At 62.7% G+C, this 19,562-nt stretch carries 21 protein-coding genes; 9 read left to right on the forward strand and 12 right to left on the reverse strand.

The features are described from left to right. Positions 1–8: 8 nt before the first annotated feature. From C7G61_RS18020 to C7G61_RS18040, 5 genes are all read right to left on the reverse strand, one after another. Positions 9–218, reverse strand: coding sequence for a hypothetical protein (locus C7G61_RS18020; RefSeq protein WP_145963641.1), 210 nt, complete (start codon positions 216–218; stop codon positions 9–11). Positions 219–247: 29 nt separating this feature from the next. Then, complete coding sequence (locus C7G61_RS18025; protein WP_108516927.1) at positions 248–460, reverse strand: hypothetical protein; 213 nt, start codon at positions 458–460, stop codon at positions 248–250. Between the two features lie 216 nt (positions 461–676). After that, positions 677–1,138: a phasin family protein gene (locus tag C7G61_RS18030; protein ID WP_244608340.1), complete on the reverse strand. Its 462-nt coding sequence runs from the start codon at positions 1,136–1,138 to the stop codon at positions 677–679. A gap of 436 nt (positions 1,139–1,574) precedes the next feature. Further along, on the reverse strand, positions 1,575–3,218 hold the full coding sequence (gene groL, locus C7G61_RS18035) for a chaperonin GroEL (protein ID WP_108516642.1): 1,644 nt from the start codon (positions 3,216–3,218) through the stop codon (positions 1,575–1,577). A 91-nt stretch (positions 3,219–3,309) separates the two neighbouring features. Continuing rightward, positions 3,310–3,624 (reverse strand): co-chaperone GroES, encoded by a 315-nt coding sequence (locus tag C7G61_RS18040; RefSeq protein ID WP_108516645.1) that lies wholly within the window; start codon positions 3,622–3,624, stop codon positions 3,310–3,312. Between the two features lie 382 nt (positions 3,625–4,006). Between C7G61_RS18040 and C7G61_RS18045 the strand changes: the two genes are divergently transcribed. Together C7G61_RS18045 and C7G61_RS18050 are read left to right on the forward strand one after the other, a co-directional pair. Then, complete coding sequence (locus C7G61_RS18045) at positions 4,007–4,294, forward strand: usg protein (RefSeq protein WP_108516647.1); 288 nt, start codon at positions 4,007–4,009, stop codon at positions 4,292–4,294. A gap of 163 nt (positions 4,295–4,457) precedes the next feature. Next, positions 4,458–5,006, forward strand: coding sequence for a cupin domain-containing protein (locus C7G61_RS18050; RefSeq protein WP_108516650.1), 549 nt, complete (start codon positions 4,458–4,460; stop codon positions 5,004–5,006). 135 nt (positions 5,007–5,141) lie between these two features. Here C7G61_RS18050 and C7G61_RS18060 read toward each other — a convergent pair whose 3' ends face one another. Next, positions 5,142–6,392 carry a NupC/NupG family nucleoside CNT transporter gene (locus C7G61_RS18060; RefSeq protein WP_108516652.1) on the reverse strand — a complete coding sequence of 417 codons (1,251 nt, stop codon included), beginning with the start codon at positions 6,390–6,392 and terminating at the stop codon, positions 5,142–5,144. A gap of 112 nt (positions 6,393–6,504) precedes the next feature. Between C7G61_RS18060 and C7G61_RS18065 the strand changes: the two genes are divergently transcribed. Beyond that, complete coding sequence (locus tag C7G61_RS18065; protein WP_108516654.1) at positions 6,505–7,731, forward strand: MFS transporter; 1,227 nt, start codon at positions 6,505–6,507, stop codon at positions 7,729–7,731. 161 nt (positions 7,732–7,892) lie between these two features. On the opposite strand, the gene C7G61_RS18070 is transcribed toward C7G61_RS18065, so the two are convergent. Together C7G61_RS18070 and C7G61_RS18075 are read right to left on the reverse strand one after the other, a co-directional pair. Next, entirely contained in the window at positions 7,893–8,657 is a 765-nt protein-coding gene (locus C7G61_RS18070) for an SDR family oxidoreductase (protein ID WP_108516656.1), read from the reverse strand. A gap of 13 nt (positions 8,658–8,670) precedes the next feature. Continuing rightward, positions 8,671–9,426 (reverse strand): proteasome-type protease, encoded by a 756-nt coding sequence (locus C7G61_RS18075; protein WP_108516658.1) that lies wholly within the window; start codon positions 9,424–9,426, stop codon positions 8,671–8,673. Between the two features lie 231 nt (positions 9,427–9,657). On the opposite strand from C7G61_RS18075, the gene C7G61_RS18080 reads away from it, so the two are divergent. Then, the gene (locus C7G61_RS18080) at positions 9,658–10,044 is read left to right on the forward strand and encodes a tetratricopeptide repeat protein (protein WP_108516660.1); all 387 of its coding nucleotides are present in this window, start codon (positions 9,658–9,660) and stop codon (positions 10,042–10,044) included. 62 nt (positions 10,045–10,106) lie between these two features. Continuing rightward, on the forward strand, positions 10,107–11,717 hold the full coding sequence (locus C7G61_RS18085) for an ABC transporter substrate-binding protein (RefSeq protein WP_338026089.1): 1,611 nt from the start codon (positions 10,107–10,109) through the stop codon (positions 11,715–11,717). 143 nt (positions 11,718–11,860) lie between these two features. On the opposite strand, the gene C7G61_RS18090 is transcribed toward C7G61_RS18085, so the two are convergent. The 3 genes from C7G61_RS18090 to C7G61_RS18100 form a co-directional block, all read right to left on the reverse strand. After that, positions 11,861–12,700, reverse strand: a complete 840-nt coding sequence (locus tag C7G61_RS18090) for a transglutaminase family protein (RefSeq protein ID WP_108516662.1) — start codon at positions 12,698–12,700, stop codon at positions 11,861–11,863. A gap of 132 nt (positions 12,701–12,832) precedes the next feature. After that, entirely contained in the window at positions 12,833–13,777 is a 945-nt protein-coding gene (locus C7G61_RS18095; RefSeq protein WP_108516664.1) for an alpha-E domain-containing protein, read from the reverse strand. A gap of 16 nt (positions 13,778–13,793) precedes the next feature. After that, positions 13,794–15,212 carry a circularly permuted type 2 ATP-grasp protein gene (locus tag C7G61_RS18100; protein WP_108516666.1) on the reverse strand — a complete coding sequence of 473 codons (1,419 nt, stop codon included), beginning with the start codon at positions 15,210–15,212 and terminating at the stop codon, positions 13,794–13,796. A 221-nt stretch (positions 15,213–15,433) separates the two neighbouring features. On the opposite strand from C7G61_RS18100, the gene C7G61_RS18105 reads away from it, so the two are divergent. The 3 genes from C7G61_RS18105 (at position 15,434) to C7G61_RS18115 (ending at position 17,509) form a co-directional block, all read left to right on the forward strand. Next, a complete protein-coding gene (locus C7G61_RS18105) occupies positions 15,434–16,174 on the forward strand; it encodes a competence/damage-inducible protein A (RefSeq protein WP_108516671.1) in 741 nt (246 codons plus the stop codon). Between the two features lie 73 nt (positions 16,175–16,247). Beyond that, positions 16,248–16,739, forward strand: coding sequence for a xanthine phosphoribosyltransferase (gene gpt, locus C7G61_RS18110; RefSeq protein ID WP_108516673.1), 492 nt, complete (start codon positions 16,248–16,250; stop codon positions 16,737–16,739). 143 nt (positions 16,740–16,882) lie between these two features. Then, positions 16,883–17,509, forward strand: coding sequence for a hypothetical protein (locus C7G61_RS18115; RefSeq protein ID WP_108516675.1), 627 nt, complete (start codon positions 16,883–16,885; stop codon positions 17,507–17,509). A gap of 131 nt (positions 17,510–17,640) precedes the next feature. On the opposite strand, the gene C7G61_RS18120 is transcribed toward C7G61_RS18115, so the two are convergent. Further along, complete coding sequence (locus tag C7G61_RS18120; protein ID WP_108516677.1) at positions 17,641–18,663, reverse strand: methionine synthase; 1,023 nt, start codon at positions 18,661–18,663, stop codon at positions 17,641–17,643. Positions 18,664–18,812: 149 nt separating this feature from the next. Between C7G61_RS18120 and C7G61_RS18125 the strand changes: the two genes are divergently transcribed. Beyond that, on the forward strand, positions 18,813–19,511 hold the full coding sequence (locus tag C7G61_RS18125; RefSeq protein WP_108516679.1) for a glutathione S-transferase N-terminal domain-containing protein: 699 nt from the start codon (positions 18,813–18,815) through the stop codon (positions 19,509–19,511). Positions 19,512–19,562: the final 51 nt, after the last annotated feature.

Below are 19,562 nucleotides of genomic sequence, written 5' to 3' on the forward strand. Positions count from 1 at the left end.
CCGCTCGGTCAGGTTCTCTGCCGCCAATCACGTTCGAGGGCTTGCTCGGACGCCGCCTCGAGTTTCGCAAGCTCGCGCAGCACCTTTGCCGTCTCGCGCAGCTCGTTGCGTTCGGGGCCCGGCTTCTGCCGTCGCGCTTCGTCGAGAAAGGCCTTGGCCTGCAGCAGCCAGGTTGAAGTTTCAGATGAGATTTGCATGCGCGCCATGGTGTCCTCCATCGCGATCGTCGTTCGATCTGTGTCGACGATTAGGCCGGGGAGGCCGCCCTGCGACGCCGCACCCGGATGCTCGGCTCGTCAACCCAGGCTTCGCGCGCAAACCACGCGTGATCGGTGTGGCAGATCACGCAACGCGTGCGCGAGAAAAACACCGCGCTGCGCCCAAAGCTTTCGCGATCAGTCTTGATTCCGGTGGGAATCGCCAGTCCGGTTTGCGGACATTTGACCATGACCATACCCATGTCGCCCTCCCTTGCGATTGGCTTGCTGTATTTTGAAAGAAAGCACCGGCCGGTTGGAATGCGCCTGTTGTCGGTGCGGGTTACTTGGGGGGCATCGCGCACCTTGTTCAGCGCGAGCATTGGCCAGTGGGGGCTGCATGCTCGCTGCTTGGCTTGTTCCAACCGGCCGGATCCCTCCTCAGAACAAATTCCTAGACGTGAACTGAGCGGGCTCTTTTAGCCTGCTTGGTGGATAACCTTGGTGATGTGCTTCCTGATCGGCTCACCCGTTTCGGTCGCAAGCTTCTGGGCAAGCGCCCACAATTCCCTGTTCTGGCCGGAAGCGGTTTCGAACGCCTTGCGCGTTTGCGCCGCCGACAAGGTGAAGACCTCGGTCGCTGACTTGCTACCGCAGAGATGGATCAAGAAATCGAGCGCTGAGGCGGCATTGGCGTTTGAGATTTCAAGCACCTTCAGCCCGTAGTCGGTCGCGCTTCTGGCGTTGCCCGAATAGGTCTCGCGCAGCGCTTCCGTCATCTCCTCCGACGCGGCCTTGATCTTCTCGAGGCCTTCCCGGGTGCGGGCAAGGGCCTGCTCGTTGCCGCCGATGCCAGGCAAGGCGAACTTCGAGAAGTCCGGCAGCGGCATCCCGAAGACATTGGTTCCGTTGGCTGTCACTTTCATTTCGCTTTCACTCACGCAACATTACTCCTCTCAAGCGAAAGCATTCTCCGCAACGCTCGCTTGCGTCACGAGAGCTCACGCTCCGTGTTCGATCAGATTTTGGATGAGCTTTGATTTAGCCCCGACCCGATACGACTTTGCGTCAAGAGAGGCGGAGCGTCGGTTCGAATTGCGACTCTCACAAAAATTTTTTTTGAGATTGTCAACGCATACGATCGTATATCTACGGATCCCTGTGCATAAGAGGGATATCTCAGGGAGCAGGAAGCCTTTTCTTCAGCGTAGCGTTGCAAGGGGAACGTCGGCGTTCGCCGCGTCCCGGCGGGCATTTCCATCGTCCGTCCAAACAAAAACCCCGGCATCGCTGCCGGGGTTTTGCATTTGTGGAGCGAGATCCCGGCTCTGCGGTGCACCGCTTCGCGCTGCACCGCGTCCGGGACGACTTCGTCGCTTAGAAGTCCATGCCGCCCATGCCGCCGCCCGGAGGCATGCCGGCGCCGGCGCCCTGGTTCTTCTTCGGCAGTTCGGCGATCATGGCTTCGGTGGTGATCAGGAGAGCCGCGACGGAGGCCGCGTTCTGGATCGCCGCACGAACCACCTTGGTCGGGTCGATGATGCCCTTGGAGACCAGGTTGCCGTATTCGCCGGTCTGCGAGTCGAAGCCGTAATTGTACTGCTCCTTCTCGAGTATCTTGCCGACGATGACGGAACCGTCTTCACCGGCGTTGATCGCGATCTGGCGGGCCGGCGCGGAGAGCGCCTTGCGCACGATCTCGACACCGGTCTTCTGGTCGTCGTTCTGGGTCTTGATGCGCTTGAGTTGCTCGGAGGCGCGGAGCAGGGCGACGCCGCCGCCCGGCACGATGCCTTCTTCAACCGCCGCACGGGTCGCATGCATCGCGTCATCCACGCGATCCTTGCGCTCCTTCACCTCGACTTCGGTCGCGCCACCGACGCGGATCACCGCGACGCCGCCCGCGAGCTTGGCCAGACGCTCCTGCAGCTTCTCACGGTCGTAGTCCGAGGTGGTTTCCTCGATCTGCGCCTTGATCTGGGCCACGCGCGCTTCGATGTCGGCCTTCTTGCCGGCGCCGTTGACGATGGTGGTGTTTTCCTTGTCGATCATCACCTTCTTGGCGCGGCCGAGCATCTGCAGGGTGACGTTCTCGAGCTTGATGCCGAGATCTTCCGAGATCGCCTGACCACCGGTCAGAACGGCGATGTCCTGCAGCATGGCCTTGCGGCGATCGCCGAAGCCCGGAGCCTTGACGGCCGCAACCTTGAGGCCACCACGCAGACGGTTCACGACAAGCGTGGCCAGGGCCTCGCCTTCGACGTCTTCCGCGACGATGACCAGCGGCTTGCCGGTCTGCACCACGGCTTCGAGCAGCGGCAGCAGCTCGTTCAGCGAGGAGAGCTTCTTCTCGTTGATCAGGATGTAGGCATCGTCCATTTCAACGCGCATCTTGTCGGCGTTGGTGACGAAGTAGGGCGAGATGTAGCCGCGGTCGAACTGCATGCCCTCGACGACGTCGAGTTCGGTCTCGAGCGACTTGGCTTCCTCAACCGTGATGACGCCTTCGTTGCCGACCTTCTTCATGGCATCCGCGAGGAACTTGCCGATTTCGGCGTCGCCGTTGGCGGAGATGGTGCCGACCTGGGCGATTTCCTCGTTCGAGGTGACCTTCTTGGAGTTCTTGACGAGGTCGGCGACCACGGCTTCCACCGCCAGGTCGATACCACGCTTCAGGTCCATCGGGTTCATGCCGGCGGCAACCGACTTGGCGCCTTCACGGACGATCGCAGCCGCGAGAACGGTCGCGGTGGTGGTGCCGTCGCCGGCCGCGTCAGCGGACTTGGAGGCGACTTCGCGCACCATCTGCGCGCCCATGTTCTCGAACTTGTCCTCGAGCTCGATCTCCTTGGCGACGGTGACGCCGTCCTTGGTGATGCGGGGAGCGCCGAACGACTTGTCGAGCACGACGTTGCGGCCCTTGGGGCCGAGCGTCACCTTGACGGCGTTGGCGAGAATGTCCACGCCGCGCAGCATGCGGTCGCGGGCATCGACGCCGAATTTGACTTCTTTAGCTGACATATTTGGTTTCCCTGAGTTGATCTTTGTTTCTCACCCTGTCGGGGAGGCGCCTTGCGGGCGCTCCTCAGGGTGAGCGTTGCAGGCGAAGCGCTTAGGCAGCCTTCTTCTTGGTGGCGGGGACGTCGAGCACGCCCATGACGTCGGACTCCTTCATGATCAGGAGATCTTCACCGTCGATCTTGACTTCGGTGCCCGACCACTTGCCGAACAGCACGCGGTCGCCGACCTTGAGGTCGATCGGGATCAGCTTGCCGGCTTCGTCGCGGCCACCCGGGCCTACGGCGACGATTTCGCCCTGTGAGGGCTTTTCCTTGGCACTGTCCGGAATGATAATGCCGCCAGCGGTCTTCTCTTCGGCGTCGATGCGCTTGACCACGACGCGGTCGTGAAGCGGACGGAATTTCATGCAGTCCTCCTAAGTTTCTGAAGATGTTATCAGATTCTGGAATTTTGGCAGTCCGAGCCAGCGAGTGCCAACTCGGCTGCGGCTGATTTAGGCCAGACTTGTTCGGGGGACAAGGGCTTCTAGCAGAAAAATTGGCACTCAAATATGACACCTGCCAATTTCATTAATCATGATTAACCGGGGCGGCCGGACCCCAGGACCCGGTATTAGCACGTGCGGTAAGCTGCTGCTAACGCGTGAATTTTCAACAATTCATTAAACATTTAGGCTTGTGATGGGAGGGTCGCGTGCGTCACATTTCTCTCATGTGAGCGCATCTCCGCCGGGGTGGCTCGGTGTGTGGCCACCACGTGAAATGCGCTTCCAGCAATGGAGGTTTGGCATGGTCTCGCGGGTTGGAGTTGCTTCGGACGATTTCCGGAAGCAGGTGCTGGGTTACGGGCTGACGACGGCGCAAATCCTGTATCGGATGCCGGATCATCCCGCATTGCTGCAGACCTATGTCTGGCAGAATTACGATCTGTTTCCGAAATTCCCGGCGCTGAAGGATTTCCTCGCCTTCTGGCAGGAAAAGCTTGATGGCCCGCTGTTTTCGGTGACGGTCGCGCATTCCAAGCTGATCAAGCCGGCCGAGCTGCGCGCGGTCGATGGCGTGTTCAGGCTGCATTGACGCCGACGCTGGCGCCGTAGAAGGGTGGGCAAAGCGAAGCATGCCCACCATGCCAACGTCGATCACGCCTTGATGGTGGGCACGGCGCAAGCGCGCGCCTTTGCCCACCCTACGAAATCCGATTTGTGTTAGCCTCCCGCCACAAACAAAAAGGGAGGCACCCATGGCCAAGAAGAAAGTCGCGTCGCGCGCCGCGGCGCAGCCCGCCGTAAAGAAGAAATGGTCGGGCCACAAGACGGCAGCCAAATCCTCAGCCCGCAAAACCATCAAGAAGGCGAGGGGCGTGTCCGCCGCGAAGCCCAAAGCGGTCAAGTCCAAGGCGCGGCCGAAGCAGCGCATCGCGATCAGCCATCACCGCGAGGAGGATTTCAAGGCCGACGGCCTGCGCGCTTACGCGCATTACCGCGACCTCGGCATTGCGGACGCGACCCACGGCCTGGCGCAGGCGCATGTGATCCGCCTGATCGGCCCGTGCAATCCGGCGGAAGTTTCAAAGCTGCACTACCACGACGTCGAATTCCAGATGGTCTACGTGCTCAAGGGCTGGGTGAAGACCTACATGGAAGGGCAGGGCGAGACGCTGATGAAGGAAGGCAGCGCCTGGACCCAGCCGCCGCGCATCAAGCACCTGATCATGGATTATTCCGACGACGTTGAACTGCTGGAAGTGATTTTGCCGGCGGAGTTCAAGACGGTGGAATTGGCGTCGTAATTCTCGCCGTCATTCCGGCGCGCGAAGCGAACTACGATGTGCAATTGCACATCGGAGAATCTCGAGGTTCTCAGGTGCGCAATTGCGCACCATAGTTCGACGCTGACGCGCCGCCCCGGAACGACGGAGAGAGCGTTACGTCATCACCCCCACCACCGCCCCCATCAAACACGTCGTCAGCGTGCCTGACACAATCGACTTCAATCCCAGCGCATTGATCTCGTCGCGCCTTTCCGGCGCCATGGTGCCGAGGCCGCCGATCATGATGCCGAGGCTGGCGAAATTGGCAAAACCGCACATCGCATAGAGCATGATCAGCCGCGAGCGCGGGTCGAGCGCATCCGTGCCGAGTTTTGAAAGTTCGAGATAGGCGATCAATTCGTTGAGCACGGTCTTGGTGCCCATCAGGCTGCCCGCCGTGATCGCCTGCGGCCATGGCAGGCCCATCAGCCAGCACACCGGGGCCATCAGATAGCCGAGCAGGCGCTGCAGCGAAATTTTGGCGTCGCCGATCTCGGGCAACAACCCGAGGATCGCGTTGACGAGATAGACCAGTGCAACCAGCACCAGGAGCATCGCGATGATGTTGAGCAGCAATTCTAGCCCGGCCGCGGTACCCTTGGCGATGGCGTCCATGGTCGAGGACGCGTGCATATCGGGATCTTCCAAAGATCCGCCGGTGCGCTTGTCCGAAGTCTCCGGCACCATGATCAGGCTGACCAGGATCGCCGCCGGGGCGCCCAGCACCGATGCAATGACAAAATGCGCCGCCGCATCCGGGATCAGCGGCGCGAGGAAGGTGGCGTAGAGCACCAGCACGGTGCCGGCGATGCCGGCCATGCCGCCGGTCATGACCAGGAACAATTCGCTGCGCGTGAGCTGCGCCAGATAGGGGCGGATGAACAGCGGCGCCTCGACCATGCCGAGGAAGATATTGGCTGCGGCCGACAGTCCCACCGCGCCGCCGACGCCGAGCGTGCGCTCCAGGAGCCACGCCATCCCGCGCACGATCGGCGGCAGGATGCGCCAGTAGAACAAGAGCGTCGTCAGAACGCTCATGACCAGCACAATCGGCAGCGCTTGAAATGCCAAAATGAAATCCGCGCCCGGCGCCTTGAGGTCGAACGGAAGTGCGCCGCCGCCGAGATAGCCGAATACGAAGGAAGTGCCGGCGCGCGTCGCCGCCGAGATCGTGTTGACGGCATCGTTGATGGCGCCGAACGCCCTTGCCACCAGTGGCAGCTTGAGCAGCACCAGCGCGGTGACGACGGTGACGGCCAGGCCAACCGCCATTTGCCGCAACGAGACCGCGCGGCGGCTTTCACTGAGCGACCATGCGATCGCCAGCAACGCCAGCACGCCAAACGCCGATTGCAGTTGCAGCATGAATCCCCCGCCAACCCCGGGAACGATTATGCCAGCGCCGCGCGGCCGCGCAATGCCGTGTTGCGGGCCCGCCCGTTGACATCGGCACCGCGCTCGGCCACCGCTCTTGCCCATGTCCTCGACGATGCCGGTAGGCGCCCGCGATCTGCTCAGGTACGCCCCGTTCCTGTTCTTCCTGTTGTCGCGCAGCCTGTCGCGCTTCGCCAGCCAGATCGCGGCGGTGGCGATCGGCTGGCAGATCTACGACATCACCGGCAGCGCCTTCGATCTCGGCATGGTCGGGCTGGTGCAATTCCTGCCCACGGCGCTGCTTGTTTTCGTCGCCGGCCACGCCGCCGACCGGTTTGAGCGCAAGCGCGTGGTGCAGCTTTGCCAGCTCGCGGAAGCGGCGACGGCGCTGTTTCTGGCCGTCAGCACCTTTGCCGGCTGGCTCACCGTGACGCAGATATTCATCGCCACCTTCGTGATCGGGATTGCCGGCGCCTTCGAAAGCCCCGCCACGGCCGCGCTGCTACCGCTGATAACGCCAAAGGGCTCGCTGCAGCGCGCGACCGCGATCTCCTCCGGCGCCGCCCAGGTCGCGACCATCACGGGACCTGCGCTCGGCGGTTTGGCCTACGTGCTGACGCCGAGCCTGCCGTATTTCGTCATTGTCGTATTCTGGCTGGTGGGCGCGGTCCTGACCGGCTTTATCCACATCGCGAAGCAGGAGCCTTCGAAAGCGGAGAGTGTGGTTGCAGACGACATCTTCGCCGGCGTCCGTTTCATCCGCAACAACCCGGCAATCCTCGGCACCATCTCGCTCGACCTGTTCGCCGTGCTGCTCGGCGGCGTCACGGCGCTGCTGCCGATCTATGCGCGTGACATTCTCGAAACGGGCCCGCTGGGTCTCGGCATCCTGCGCGCCGCGCCCGCGGTCGGGGCGCTGCTGATGACGATCGTGCTGGCGCGCTACGTTATCAACCGACATATCGGATTGCGGATGTTTCAGGCCGTGATCGTGTTTGGCGCGGCGACGGTGATATTCGCCCTCTCGCAGTGGATGTGGCTGTCGGTGCTGGCGCTGGCGATGCTGGGCGCGGCCGATACGATCAGCGTGGTGATCCGCTTCTCGCTGGTGCAGCTTTCGACGCCCGACGAGATGCGCGGCCGGGTCGGCGCGGTCAATTTCCTGTTCATCAATGCCTCCAACCAGCTCGGCCAGTTCGAGAGCGGCGTCACCGCGGCGCTGTTCGGCGTCGTGCCGGCCGCCGTACTCGGTGGCGTCGGCACGATCGCGATCGCGCTGCTGTGGATGAAGCTGTTTCCGTCGCTGCGGAAGGTGGAGCGGCTGGAGTAGGGGTGGTTGTGCTACGATGCCTCAGCATGTCGTCCCTGCGAACGCAGGGACCCATACCGCGTGATCTCGCATGTGAACATGATCGGCAGACGTCTCGTAACCCAATCGGCGCCGCGGAGTATGGGTCCCCGCGTTCGCGGGGACGACGGCGGAGGGTTTGTCTACCCCCGGCCCACAAACGGCATCTTGCTCGCCATGACCGTCATGAACAGCACGTTGGCGTCGAGCGGCAGGCCGGCCATGTAGGCCACGGCATCGCCGACGGCCTTCGCGTCCATGCGCGGCTCGTGTTTCATCGTGCCATCGGGCTGCATCACGCCGGGGCCGGCGACCATGCGATCCGTCATCGGCGTCGCCGCGTTGCCGATGTCGACCTGGCCGACCGCGATATCGTACATGCGGCCGTCGAGATTGGAGGCCTTGGTGAGACCGGTGATCGCGTGCTTGGTCGAGGTGTAGGCGGCAGAGAACGGCCGCGGCGCGTGCGCCGAGATCGAGCCGTTGTTGATGATGCGGCCGCCGCGCGGGTTCTGGTCCTTCATGATGCGGAAGGCGTGCTGGGTGCACAGGAAGGGGCCGGTGAGGTTGGTGTTCACCACCGCCTGCCATTGTTCGAGGCTGAGATCCTCGAAATTCACCGGCGGCGCGCCCATGCCGGCATTGTTGAAGAGAACGTCGAGCCGGCCATAAGTATCCATCACCTTGGCGAACAGGGCTGCGATCGAGCCGGGGTTGGTCATGTCGGCGGACACGCACAGGCTCTTGCCGACATTGTCGCCGAGCTTTTTGGTTTCTTCCAGCATCTCCATGCGGCGTCCGGCGAGCACCACGGTGAAGCCGGCATTCATCAGCGCCAGCGATGCGGCGCGCCCGACGCCGGTGCCGGCACCGGTGACGATTGCGATTTTGTTTGTTGCGTCGGCCATTGTTTCCTCGCCTTCAGTTTTTTTCTGTTTCGGATTTGTAGGGTGGTCTCGGAATATTCTGGTGCGCCGCGCGCAGGGCCGCCGACCAGCGCGAGCGCAGGTCGTGGAAATAGGGCTCGCCCGCCTCGATGCGGTGGTTGAGATCGGCCGCGCAGGCATCCGTGCGCACCACCAGCACGTCGATCGGCAGGCCGACGCCGAGATTGGACCGCATGGTCGAATCCATCGAGATCAGGCCGGTCTTCAGCGCCTCATACAGTTCGACGTCATAATGCATCGCGCGGTCCAGCACCGGCTTGCCGTATTTGTGCTCGCCGATCTGCAAGTACGGCGTGTCGGTGGTGCATTCGATGAAATTGCCGGCGGTGTAGACCATGAACAGCCGCATCCGCGAGCCCTTGATCTGTCCGCCGAACAGGAAGGAAACGTCGAAGGAGACGTCTTCGGATCGCAGCGCCGGGCCTTCGGTGGCGTGGACCAGGCGGATCGCCCGCCCGATGCGCTGCGCCGCCTGGAACATGGTCGGCGCGTTCATCAGCGTCTCGACCTCACCGGTGTCGGGGTCTTCGACCCCTTCCGTCAATGTCGACAGCACCGACTGGCTGATCGCCAGATTGCCGGCGCTGGCAATCGCCATGATGCGCTCGCCGGGCGTGCTGAAAATATGCAGCTTGCGGAAGGTCGAGACGTTGTCGAGGCCGGCATTGGTTCGGGTATCCGCGATCATCACGAGACCGTCCCGCACCAGAATTCCGCAACAATAGGTCATTCCAAGTCCTCGAACGCGACTGATTTTTCGGCCCAAACCATAGCGTTTTCGAGCGAAGTGGGCACCGGTTCGCATGAAGAAAACGCGTCAAACAAGACACTAGAGCCCGGTTCTGACGCAATCAGAACCGACGAGGCTCTAGTAGCCAATTTCGATGGGGCATCCAACCCCAATTCCCGTGACGCGGCATGCGCCGGGCGGGTAAAACCGCAGGGAGGGTGGGGGAAGGGCATGCAGAAGTCCGCTCTGATCGGCACGATCGTGGCCGCGTTGTTCCTGGGCAGCGCCAATGCGATGGCAGGCCCCTGGGAAGACGGCATGGTGGCCTATAACCGCGGCGACTATGTGCCAGCGATCCGGCTGTTCCGTCCGCTGGCGGAAGCGGGCAATCCGAAGGCGCAAACCCAGATTGGAACGATGTACCGCAGGGGCGAGGGCGTGACGTCCAGCCCGACCCGCGCCTTCATGTGGTTCAGTGTCGCCGCCAAGCGCGGAGATGCCAAGGCGAAGGCTGTTCTCCGTGACGTCTCCAGGAAAATGACGCCCGCCGAAATGTCGCAGGCCTCGCAGATGGCGCTGGCCTGCGAGGCTTCGAACTACCGATACTGCGAGTATTGATTAAGCTGGCGGCCTCCGGCAGTCTGGCTGTTCGACAAGAACAAAAAGATTGGGAGGCCACCATGCGCGCCATGCGGTCGTCATTCAAACCAGCCGCGTCCATCGCGCTCCTTTGCGTTGCAATGGTGGCCGCGTTCCCAGCTGCCGCGCAGAAAAAAGGCGGCACGCTCCGGCTCTATCACAACGACAATCCGCCTTCGACGTCGCTGCACGAGGAAGCGACGATTGCCTCGGTGACGCCGTTTGCCGCGATCTTCAACAATCTCGTGGTGTTCGATCCCGCAAAGGTCCACGAAAGCATCGATACCGTCATCCCCGATCTGGCCGAAAGCTGGTCGTGGGATTCCACCAATACAAAATTGACCTTCAAGCTTCGGCAGGGGGTGAAATGGCACGACGGCCAGCCGCTCACGGCCAAGGACGTGCAGTGCACCTGGCGGATGCTGATCGGCAAGACCGAGACCCAGGACTTCAAGCGCAATCCGCGAAAAGTCTGGTACACGAAGCTGCAGGACGTCAGCGTCAACGGCGATTACGAGGCGATTTTTGAGCTGAGCGAGCCGCAGCCGAGCCTGCCGGTGTTGCTCGCGAGCGCGTTTTCGCCGGTCTATCCCTGCCATGTGCCGCAGCAGGTGATGCGCACCAAGCCTGTTGGCACGGGGCCGTTCAAATTCGTCGAATTCAAGCGCGGCGAACAGGTTCGCCTCGTGCGTAATCCCGATTACTGGAAGAAGGATCGGCCTTATCTGGACGAGATCACCTTCCGGATGATCGACAGCCGCGCCACGCGCATGCTGGCGTTCGCCACCGGCGACTACGACATCACCTTTCCTTCCGACGTCAGCATTCCCTTGATGAAGGACATCAAGGCACGCGCGCCGAACGCGATCTGCGAGACGACGGCCACGGGAACGCAGATCAATTTGATGGTCAATCGCGTCAATCCGCCGTTCGACAACCCGGACATTCGAAAAGCCATGTCGCTGACGCTGGACCGCAAACCCTTCAACACCATCCTGATGGAGGGGATGGCGCGGATGGGCGGGGCGATGCTGGCCAAGCCCGAAGGCGAGTGGGGCATGCCGCCGGAAATGGTGACTTCGCTGACCGGCTACGGTCCGGATACCGAGAAGAACATCGCCGAGGCGCAGGCGATCATGCAGAAGCTCGGCTACAGCGATGCAAAACCGCTGCAGATCAAGATCCAGACCCGCAACCTGCCGACCTATCGCGATCCCGCCGTGATCCTGACCGACCAGCTCAAGAAGATCTACATTGTCGGCGAACTCGACATTCTCGACACGCCCCGCTGGTACGCTCGGCTGGCAAAGAAGGATTACACGATCGGACTGAACGTGACCGGCGTCAGCGTCGACGACCCCGACGGCAATATCGTCGAGAACTATTCCTGCAAGTCGGAGCGCAACTACACCCAGTATTGCAACGCCGAGGTCGACCGGTTGCTGGCCGCGCAATCGAGTGAGCTCGACAGGGAAAAACGCAGGAAAATGGTCTGGGACATCGAGCGGCTGCTGGTCGAGGATGCCGCGCGGCCGATCATCCTGCACAGTTCGGCCGCCAACTGTTGGCAGCCCCATGTGAAGAGCTTCCGGCCGCACGACAACAGCCAGTACAACAATCTGCGGTTCGAGGATGTGTGGTTGGATCGGTGATGGCGATATAGGCGCGCTCTATCGCCGTCATTGCGAGCGAAGCGAAGCAATCCATGGCGCCACGCGCTTCGTCGCTACGCTCCCTTGCGCAAACGCTTTGCGTTTGTCGCAGGCAATGACGGTGATAGGCCTGTGAATAAATCCTACTGCGACTGGCTCTGCCACTGGCCCGGCCGCCCGGCCTGTTCGACCTTGACCGCGACCGTCAGCGTTTCCGCGCCGCCGCCATAGCGGGTGCCGCGCACCGGTGCGGCGCCGAGGTAGTCGAGCCCGATCGCGACACGGGCATGGGCGTCGGTGGTGCAGAGGCCGTTGGCGGCATCGAAGCCGATCCAGCCGAGGTCAGGCACGTAGGCTTCTGCCCAGGCATGGCCAGCCTGCTGGTTGACCGTTCCGTCGGAGCGCAGGAAGTGACCGGAGACGAAGCGCGCCGGAACGCCGCCGGAGCGCGCGCAGGCGATGAAGATGTGGGCGTAGTCCTGGCAGACGCCGCGCTTGAGCGCGAAAGCTTCCGCCGCCGAGGTGCCTGAATTGGTCGGGTCCTCGTCGAACGTCATGTGCTCGTTGATCTGCACCATCAGCGCATGCAGGAAGCCGAGCACGTCGCCATCGGACTCCGAGCGCATCTCGCGGGCAAACGTCGCCATCGCCGGATTGACTTCGGTCAGCGAGGTCTGGCGCAGGAACAGGCCCGGGGGAAAACGCTCGTCGGTGCCGCGCAGCACGCCGCCGGTGTCGTGGGTCTCGACCAGCCCCTCGACACGGATGGTGAGGTCGGCGATCGGCCCGTGCGTCAAGACATGCGTGACGTTGCCGAACGCGTCCTGATGCATGTCGAGGCGGGAGTCGGTGGAGACGTCGATCTGCCATTCGGCGACATACTGCCCGTCATGGCTGCCGGGCGTCATGCGCAAGATCTGGATCACGCCCGAAGCGGGCGGCTCGTAGCGATAGCTGGTGGAATGGGCAATTCGCAGGCGCATGGCGGACCCAGGTTCGGATCGTCATGCCCGGGCTCGTCCCGGCCATCCACGTCCTCCGGTTGGCATAGCAAAACGTGGATGGCCGGGACAAGCCCGGCCATGACGGTGTTTTGTTGCGCGCATCCAAAATCTCTAAATCAAATACTGCCTGGTGATGATTTCACCGAGCCGCGCATTATCCGAAATGAATTCCTGGATGAACTCATGGACGCCGTGCTGGAAGATATCGTCCATATGGCTGTGTTCAAGCCGGTTGCGGACGCCGCGGGCGTGGCGCTGGGAGGCGCCCTGGCGGCCATAGGCGACGCCGATCTGGTCGAGGTTGCGCACCAGATTGCTGTAGCAGCTCGCGAGCGAGCGCGGCAGCGTGTCGTTGAGGATCAGCAGGTCGGCGATCAGCCAGGGTTTCAGCGTCTCGCGATAGACCCAGTGATAGGCTGTCAGTGCCGACACCGAGCGCAGGATCGAGGTCCACTGGTAGTAATCCAGAGGACCGCCGACATGTTCCTCCTCCGGCAGCAGCACGTGATACTTCACGTCGAGAATGCGGGCGGTGTTGTCGGCGCGCTCCAGATGCAGGCCGAGGCGCGAGAACCAGTAGGCGTCGTTGCGCAGCATGGTCCGGTAGGCCGAACCATCGAACCGCAATGAAGTCTCTTGCACGAAACGGAGGAACCTCGCCAGCTCCTCACGGCTCGACGTGCCTTTGCCCCAGACCTCCTGCAATTCGATCCAGGCGGAGTTGATGGTGTCCCACATCTCCGACGTCAGCGCGGTTCGCACCGAGCGCGAATTCAGCCGCGCCGCCTCGATGCAGTTCTTGATCGAGGAGGGATTGGCTGGCGAGAACGCCAGATATTCGACGACGTTCTGCTCGGTGGCTTCCTGATAGGTCTCGTAGAAACTCGCACTGACGCCGGCGGTCAGCAGCGCCGATTCCCACTCATTGGTTTTGCCGATATAGGCGGCGGGCAGGGCTGTGACGCGCAAGGTCGCATCGATGGTGCGCGCGATATATTCCGCCCGCTCGACGTAGCGGGCCAGCCAGTACAGGTTTTCGGCAGTGCGCGACAGCATACGAAAATTTCGCTCTCTATTCGTCCAGTATCCAGGTGTCCTTGGTGCCGCCGCCCTGGCTCGAATTGACCACCAGCGAGCCCTCCTTCAGCGCCACCCGCGTCAGGCCGCCCGGCACGATGGTGACGTGCTGGCTCCCCGTCAGCACGAACGGCCTGAGATCGACATGGCGCGGCGCGAGCCCCGACGCCGTGCAGGTCGGGCAGGTCGACAGCGCCAGCGTCGGCTGGGCGATAAAGCCTTCGGGCTCGCGCTTGAGCTTGTCACGGAACGCCTCGATCGTCGCTTTGGTCGCGGCGGGGCCGATCAGCATGCCGTAGCCGCCGGAGCCGTGGACTTCCTTCACGACGAGGTCACCGAGATTGTCGAGCACGTAGGCCAGGTCCTTCGGCTCGCGGCAGCGCCAGGTCTGCACATTCTTCAGGATCGGCTCTTCGCCGAGATAGAATTTTACGACCTCCGGCATGTAGGAATAGATCGCCTTGTCGTCGGCGATGCCGGTGCCGACCGCGTTGGCCAGCGTGATGTTGCCGGCGGCATAGGCCGACATCAGGCCGGGCACGCCGAGCGCCGAATCCGGGCGAAAGGTGAGGGGGTCGAGGAAATCGTCGTCGACGCGGCGGTAGATCACGTCGACGCGCTTCAGCCCCTCGGTGGTGCGCATGAACACCTCATCGTTCTTGACGACGAGGTCGCGGCCCTCGACCAGCTCGATCCCCAATTTGTCGGCGAGGAAGGAGTGTTCGTAATAGGCGGAATTGTAGACGCCGGGTGTCATCAGCGCGACCGTCGGCTCCGCCGAGGCCGAGAGCGGCGCCACCGAGCGCAACGCCGACAGCAGTTCGTCGGGATATCGTTCCACCGGTGCGACGCGGTGGCGGGCGAACAGGTCCGGAAACAGCCGCATCATGATTTCGCGGTTTTCCAGCATGTAGGACACGCCCGAAGGCGTCCGCGCGTTGTCTTCCAGCACGATGAAATTGTCGGCGTCGACCCGGACGATGTCGATTCCGGCGATGTGCACGTAGACGTCGTGCGGCACGCTCTGGCCGTTCATCTCGGGTCGGAACACCGGGTTCTGGAAGATCAGGTCATCGGGAATGATGTTGGCGCGCAGGATGTCGCGGCCATGATAGATGTCGCGCAGGAACATGTTGAGCGCGCGGACCCGCTGCTTCAGGCCCTTTTCCAGCAGCGTCCATTCCTTGGACGATATGATCCGCGGGATCACGTCGAAGGGGATCAGCCGTTCCTGGGCTTCGGCGTCGCCATAGACGGCGAAGGTGATGCCGATCCGGCGGAACAGCAGTTCCGCTTCCTGGCGGCGATATTCGAGGGCGTCGGGAGGCGTCTCCTTCAGCCAGCGGGAGAGCTCCCGATAGGCCGGGCGGAGGTCGCCGCCGGGGCCATTCATCTCATCGAACGCTACTGCCATAAATCCTGACTATCCCCCAAGTCATTCGACACAGTGCATGACCTGAAGGGATGGTAGCAAGGCTCGGGCCAGCGCGATATGCATTGGCTTGCGGCATTTGGTATGGGTAGCCCAGCCGCGCTGCCCTAAAAAAAGGCTGCCGGGTGCTTATTTCGGCAGCAAACCCCCGTGACTTCAATGCGTTGCTTGCGCAAAAGTACGGGGACAGGTGGGGAGAAGTCATGAGCGAGATCGTCACGGCGGGTATTCTGGTCATTGGCGACGAGATCCTGTCCGGCCGGACCAAGGACAAGAACATCGGCTTCATCGCCGAATACCTGACCAATATCGGGATCGACCTCAAGGAGGTCCGCGTCGTCGCCGACGAGGAGACCGACATCGTCGATGCCCTTAATGCACTGCGGAATCGATATACCTACGTCTTTACCACCGGCGGCATCGGACCGACCCATGACGACATTACCGCCGACAGCGTCGCCAAGGCATTCGGTGTCGGCATCGACCATCACCCGGAGGTCGTCGCGCGGTTCCGCGAGCGCTGGAGCGAGCAGGATTTGAACGAGGCGCGGCTGCGCATGGCGCGCGTTCCCGACGGCGCCGAACTGATCCAGAGCGCGACCATCCTGGCGCCCGGCTTCAAGCTCGGCAATGTCATCGTGATGGCCGGCATCCCCTCGATCATGCAGGCGATGATGGATATCGTCGCGCCCAAGCTGAAATCGGGCGTGCGGATGCTCTCGGACTCGGTCCGCGCCAATGCCCGGGAAGGCGACATCGGCGGGCCGCTGCGCGAGATCGCCAACGCCCATCCCGACACCATCATCGGCAGCTATCCGTTCCAGGATGAGGACAAGAAGCCGAACACCAACCTCGTCGTCCGCTCCCGCGATCCCGAAAAGCTCAGCGCTGCGATGGCCGCGGTGAAGGAGATGCTGGCGAACCTGAACATCGCCGCCCGGTAGCGGCGGCGGGTGCTCCAATTTCGAAGTTTCGCAATACGGAGAACAAAGTGACAGATCGTTCTGGAGCGGGCTCATGACAGCGCCGCCGGAGAAAGCCTTTCCGGTCTCTTGGGACCAGTTTCACCGGGATTGCCGGGCGTTGACCTGGCGGCTCAACGAGGTCGGGCCGTTTCATGCCATCATCGCGATTACCCGCGGTGGGCTGGTGCCGGCGGCCATCGTGGCGCGCGAGCTCGGCATTCGCATCATCGATACCGTCTGCATTGCCAGCTACGACCACACCCGGCAGGGCGACCTGAACGTGCTCAAGGGCGTTTCGACTGAGGTGGCAAAACTCGGCGGCGGCACCGGCAAGGGGCTGTTGATCGTCGACGATCTCGTCGACACCGGCAAGACCGGGCGGCTGGTGCGTTCGATGATGCCGGACGCGCATTTCGCGGCCGTCTATGCCAAGCCGCAGGGCAAGCCGCTGGTCGATACGTTCATTACCGAAGTGTCGCAGGACACCTGGATCCACTTTCCCTGGGATACTGCGCTGTCGTTCCAGCCGCCGATCCGTCCGTGACGGCGGGGGTGATATCCTCCGTCATTCCGGGGCGCGCGAAAGCGCGAACCCGGAATCTCGCGCAACAACTTCTGGATTCCGGGTCTGGTGCTAACGCACCATCCCGGAATGACGGCAGCGGCTAGCGCGATCGAGCCAGCCCCATGCCCCTCCAAAACCGCGTCACACCCACGGGCGACATCATCGCCACCCCGCATCGCGGGATGTTCACCGGCAATCGCGGCATCATCCACGATCCCGCGACAAAAACCTTGCTGAAAAAGCGCTGGTCGAGCCCGGCGTGGATCACCTGCGTCTGTGAATTCCGGGGCTGGCGGCGCAAGGTGATGGGCGGGCGGAGCTGGACCGAACTGTTCTTTCTCGACGAGGCGACCGCGTTCGCGGCCGGCCATCGTCCCTGTTTCTTTTGTCGCCGCGACGACGCCAACCGGTTTCGGGCGGCGTGGGAAGCGGGCAATGGCGTGAAAAGCATTCTGGCGCGCGAGATCGACGCCGTATTGCACAGCGAGCGGCTGGAGCGCAGCAAGAAGCGATTGCATCCGTTGCCGATGCCCGTGAAGCAATTGCCCGATGGCGCGATGGTGCAGGCGGGCGAGGCAAGTTTTCTGATCCTGCAGGGGAGGGCGCTGCGATGGTCGGTGGTCGGCTATTGCGACGCAGACAGCGGCATCGGTGACGCGATGCTGCTGACGCCGCCCTCAACGCTGCGCGCGCTGGGCGCAGGTTATCGACCTGTGCTGCATCCGAGTGCGTGTAGTTGGCAAAGGTAGTGCCGCTTGCGCGGTCTGCCCTCTCTCCCGCTTGCGGGGGAGAGCTGGAGTGGGGGTCTCTCCGCGATTCGCGCCCGTGGAGAGAGCCCCCACCCTGACCCTCCCCCGCAAGCGGGAGAGGGAACGGAACATCACCCCAACTTCTGTCGCGCCAGCTTCGCCCCCGCACCCAGCGCCGCCAGCTTCGCTTCCGCGATATCGCGCCGCATCGGGGCCATGCCGCAATTGGTGGTCGCGACGATGTTGCCAAGCGGCACGAATTTTGACACGGCCTCGATGACCTTCACGACATCCTCCGCCGTCTCCACCGTGTCGCTCGCGACGTCGATCACGCCGGCCTGGACGACCTTGCCCGGGAGCAGCGCCAGCAGATCCAGCGGCACTTTCGAGTTGCGGCACTCGATCGCGACCTGCTGGATCGGGCTTTTCGCGATCGCCGGAAAAATATCCTCGTATTGCCGCCACTCGCTGCCGAGCGTCTGCTTCCAGTCGGTGTTGGCCTTGATGCCGTAACCGTAGCAGATGTGGACGGCGGTGGTGCAGGTCAGGCCTTCGGCGGCGCGCTCCAGCGCCTTGATGCCCCAGTCGGAGACTTCATCCATGAAGACGTTGAAGGCAGGTTCGTCGAACTGGATGACGTCGACGCCGTCGGCCTGCAGTGCCTTGGCCTCGTTGTTGAGCAACTCAGCAAAGGCGAACGCCATCTTGACCTTGTCGCCGTAATATTTGTCCGCGACGGTGTCGGCGATGGTCATCGGGCCGGGCAGGGTGAATTTCAGCTTGCGGGTGGTGTGGGTGCGGGCAACGCGGGCTTCATCGGCATGGACGCGGCCCTTCAGCGTCAAGGGTGCTATCACCTGCGGCACCATCGCCTTGTAGCGGTCTTTGCGGATGCCCATCTCGACCTTGTGGGCGAAATCGATGCCCTCGACCTTCTCCAGAAAGCCGTGGACGAAATGCTGGCGGGCCTGCTCGCCCTCGGTGACGATATCGACGCCGGCATCCTCCTGCAGCTTCACCGCCAGCATGGTGGCGTCGCGCTTGGCGCGGGCGAGCTCATCACCTTTCGACTTCCAGGGTGCCCAGAGCGTGTTCGGCTCGGCCAGCCATTCCGGCTTGGGCAAAGAGCCTGCGATCGTGGTTGGAAACAGCATGGGAGCCTCCCGGTCAGTTCTGATTGAGCGCCTGTCTGCCATGTCTTATGATCGAGGTACAGAACAACGAAAGTCGCCCAAAAGCGCCAAGCGCGTCTTCAAGCAAAATCCAGACAGGGGCGCAAGGAAGGGGCGAGGCAAGGGGAGCCATGATCGACCTGCACTTCGCGCCGACGCCCAACGGCTGGAAAATCTCGATCATGCTGGAGGAACTCGGGCTTCCCTATCAGGTCATTCCCGTCAACATCCGCGCCGGCGAGCAGTTCAGGCCGGAATTTCTGGCGATCAGCCCGAATAACCGCATTCCGGCCATCGTCGACCGTGCGCCGGCCGATGGTGGCGAGGCGGTGCCGGTGTTCGAGACCGGCGCGATCCTGATCTATCTGGCTGACAAGACCGGGCGCTTTCTTCCGAAGGAAACGCGGGCGCGCTCCCGCGTCATGGAATGGCTGATGTGGCAGATGAGTGGGCTGGGGCCCATGCTCGGCCAGCACGGCCATTTCGCGCTCTATGCTGCGGAGAAGATTCCCTACGCGATCGAGCGCTACCGCGACGAGGCGGCGCGGCTCTATTGCGTGCTCGATACTCAACTGGGCAAGACCGGCGCCTATGTCGCCGGCGATTACTCGATCGCCGACATTGCATGCTTCCCCTGGACCATGACCCACAAGGCGCAGGGCTTTACGCTTGACGATTACCCGAACGTCAAGCGCTGGTACGCTGACGTGCGCGCGCGGCCGCAGGTGCAGGCGGGGCTCGCGATCGGCAAGTTCGTGAAGGAGCCGTTCGACGAGGAGGCGCGGCGGAACATGTTCGGTGCCCGCGCGAAGGATATGGGGAAAAGATGACTAGCCGTCATTCCGGGGCGCCGCGGAGCGGCGAGCTTTGATGTGCAATTG

The organism is Bradyrhizobium algeriense, from assembly GCF_003062295.1.
In the GTDB taxonomy this organism is placed as follows: Bacteria; Pseudomonadota; Alphaproteobacteria; order Rhizobiales; family Xanthobacteraceae; genus Bradyrhizobium; species Bradyrhizobium algeriense.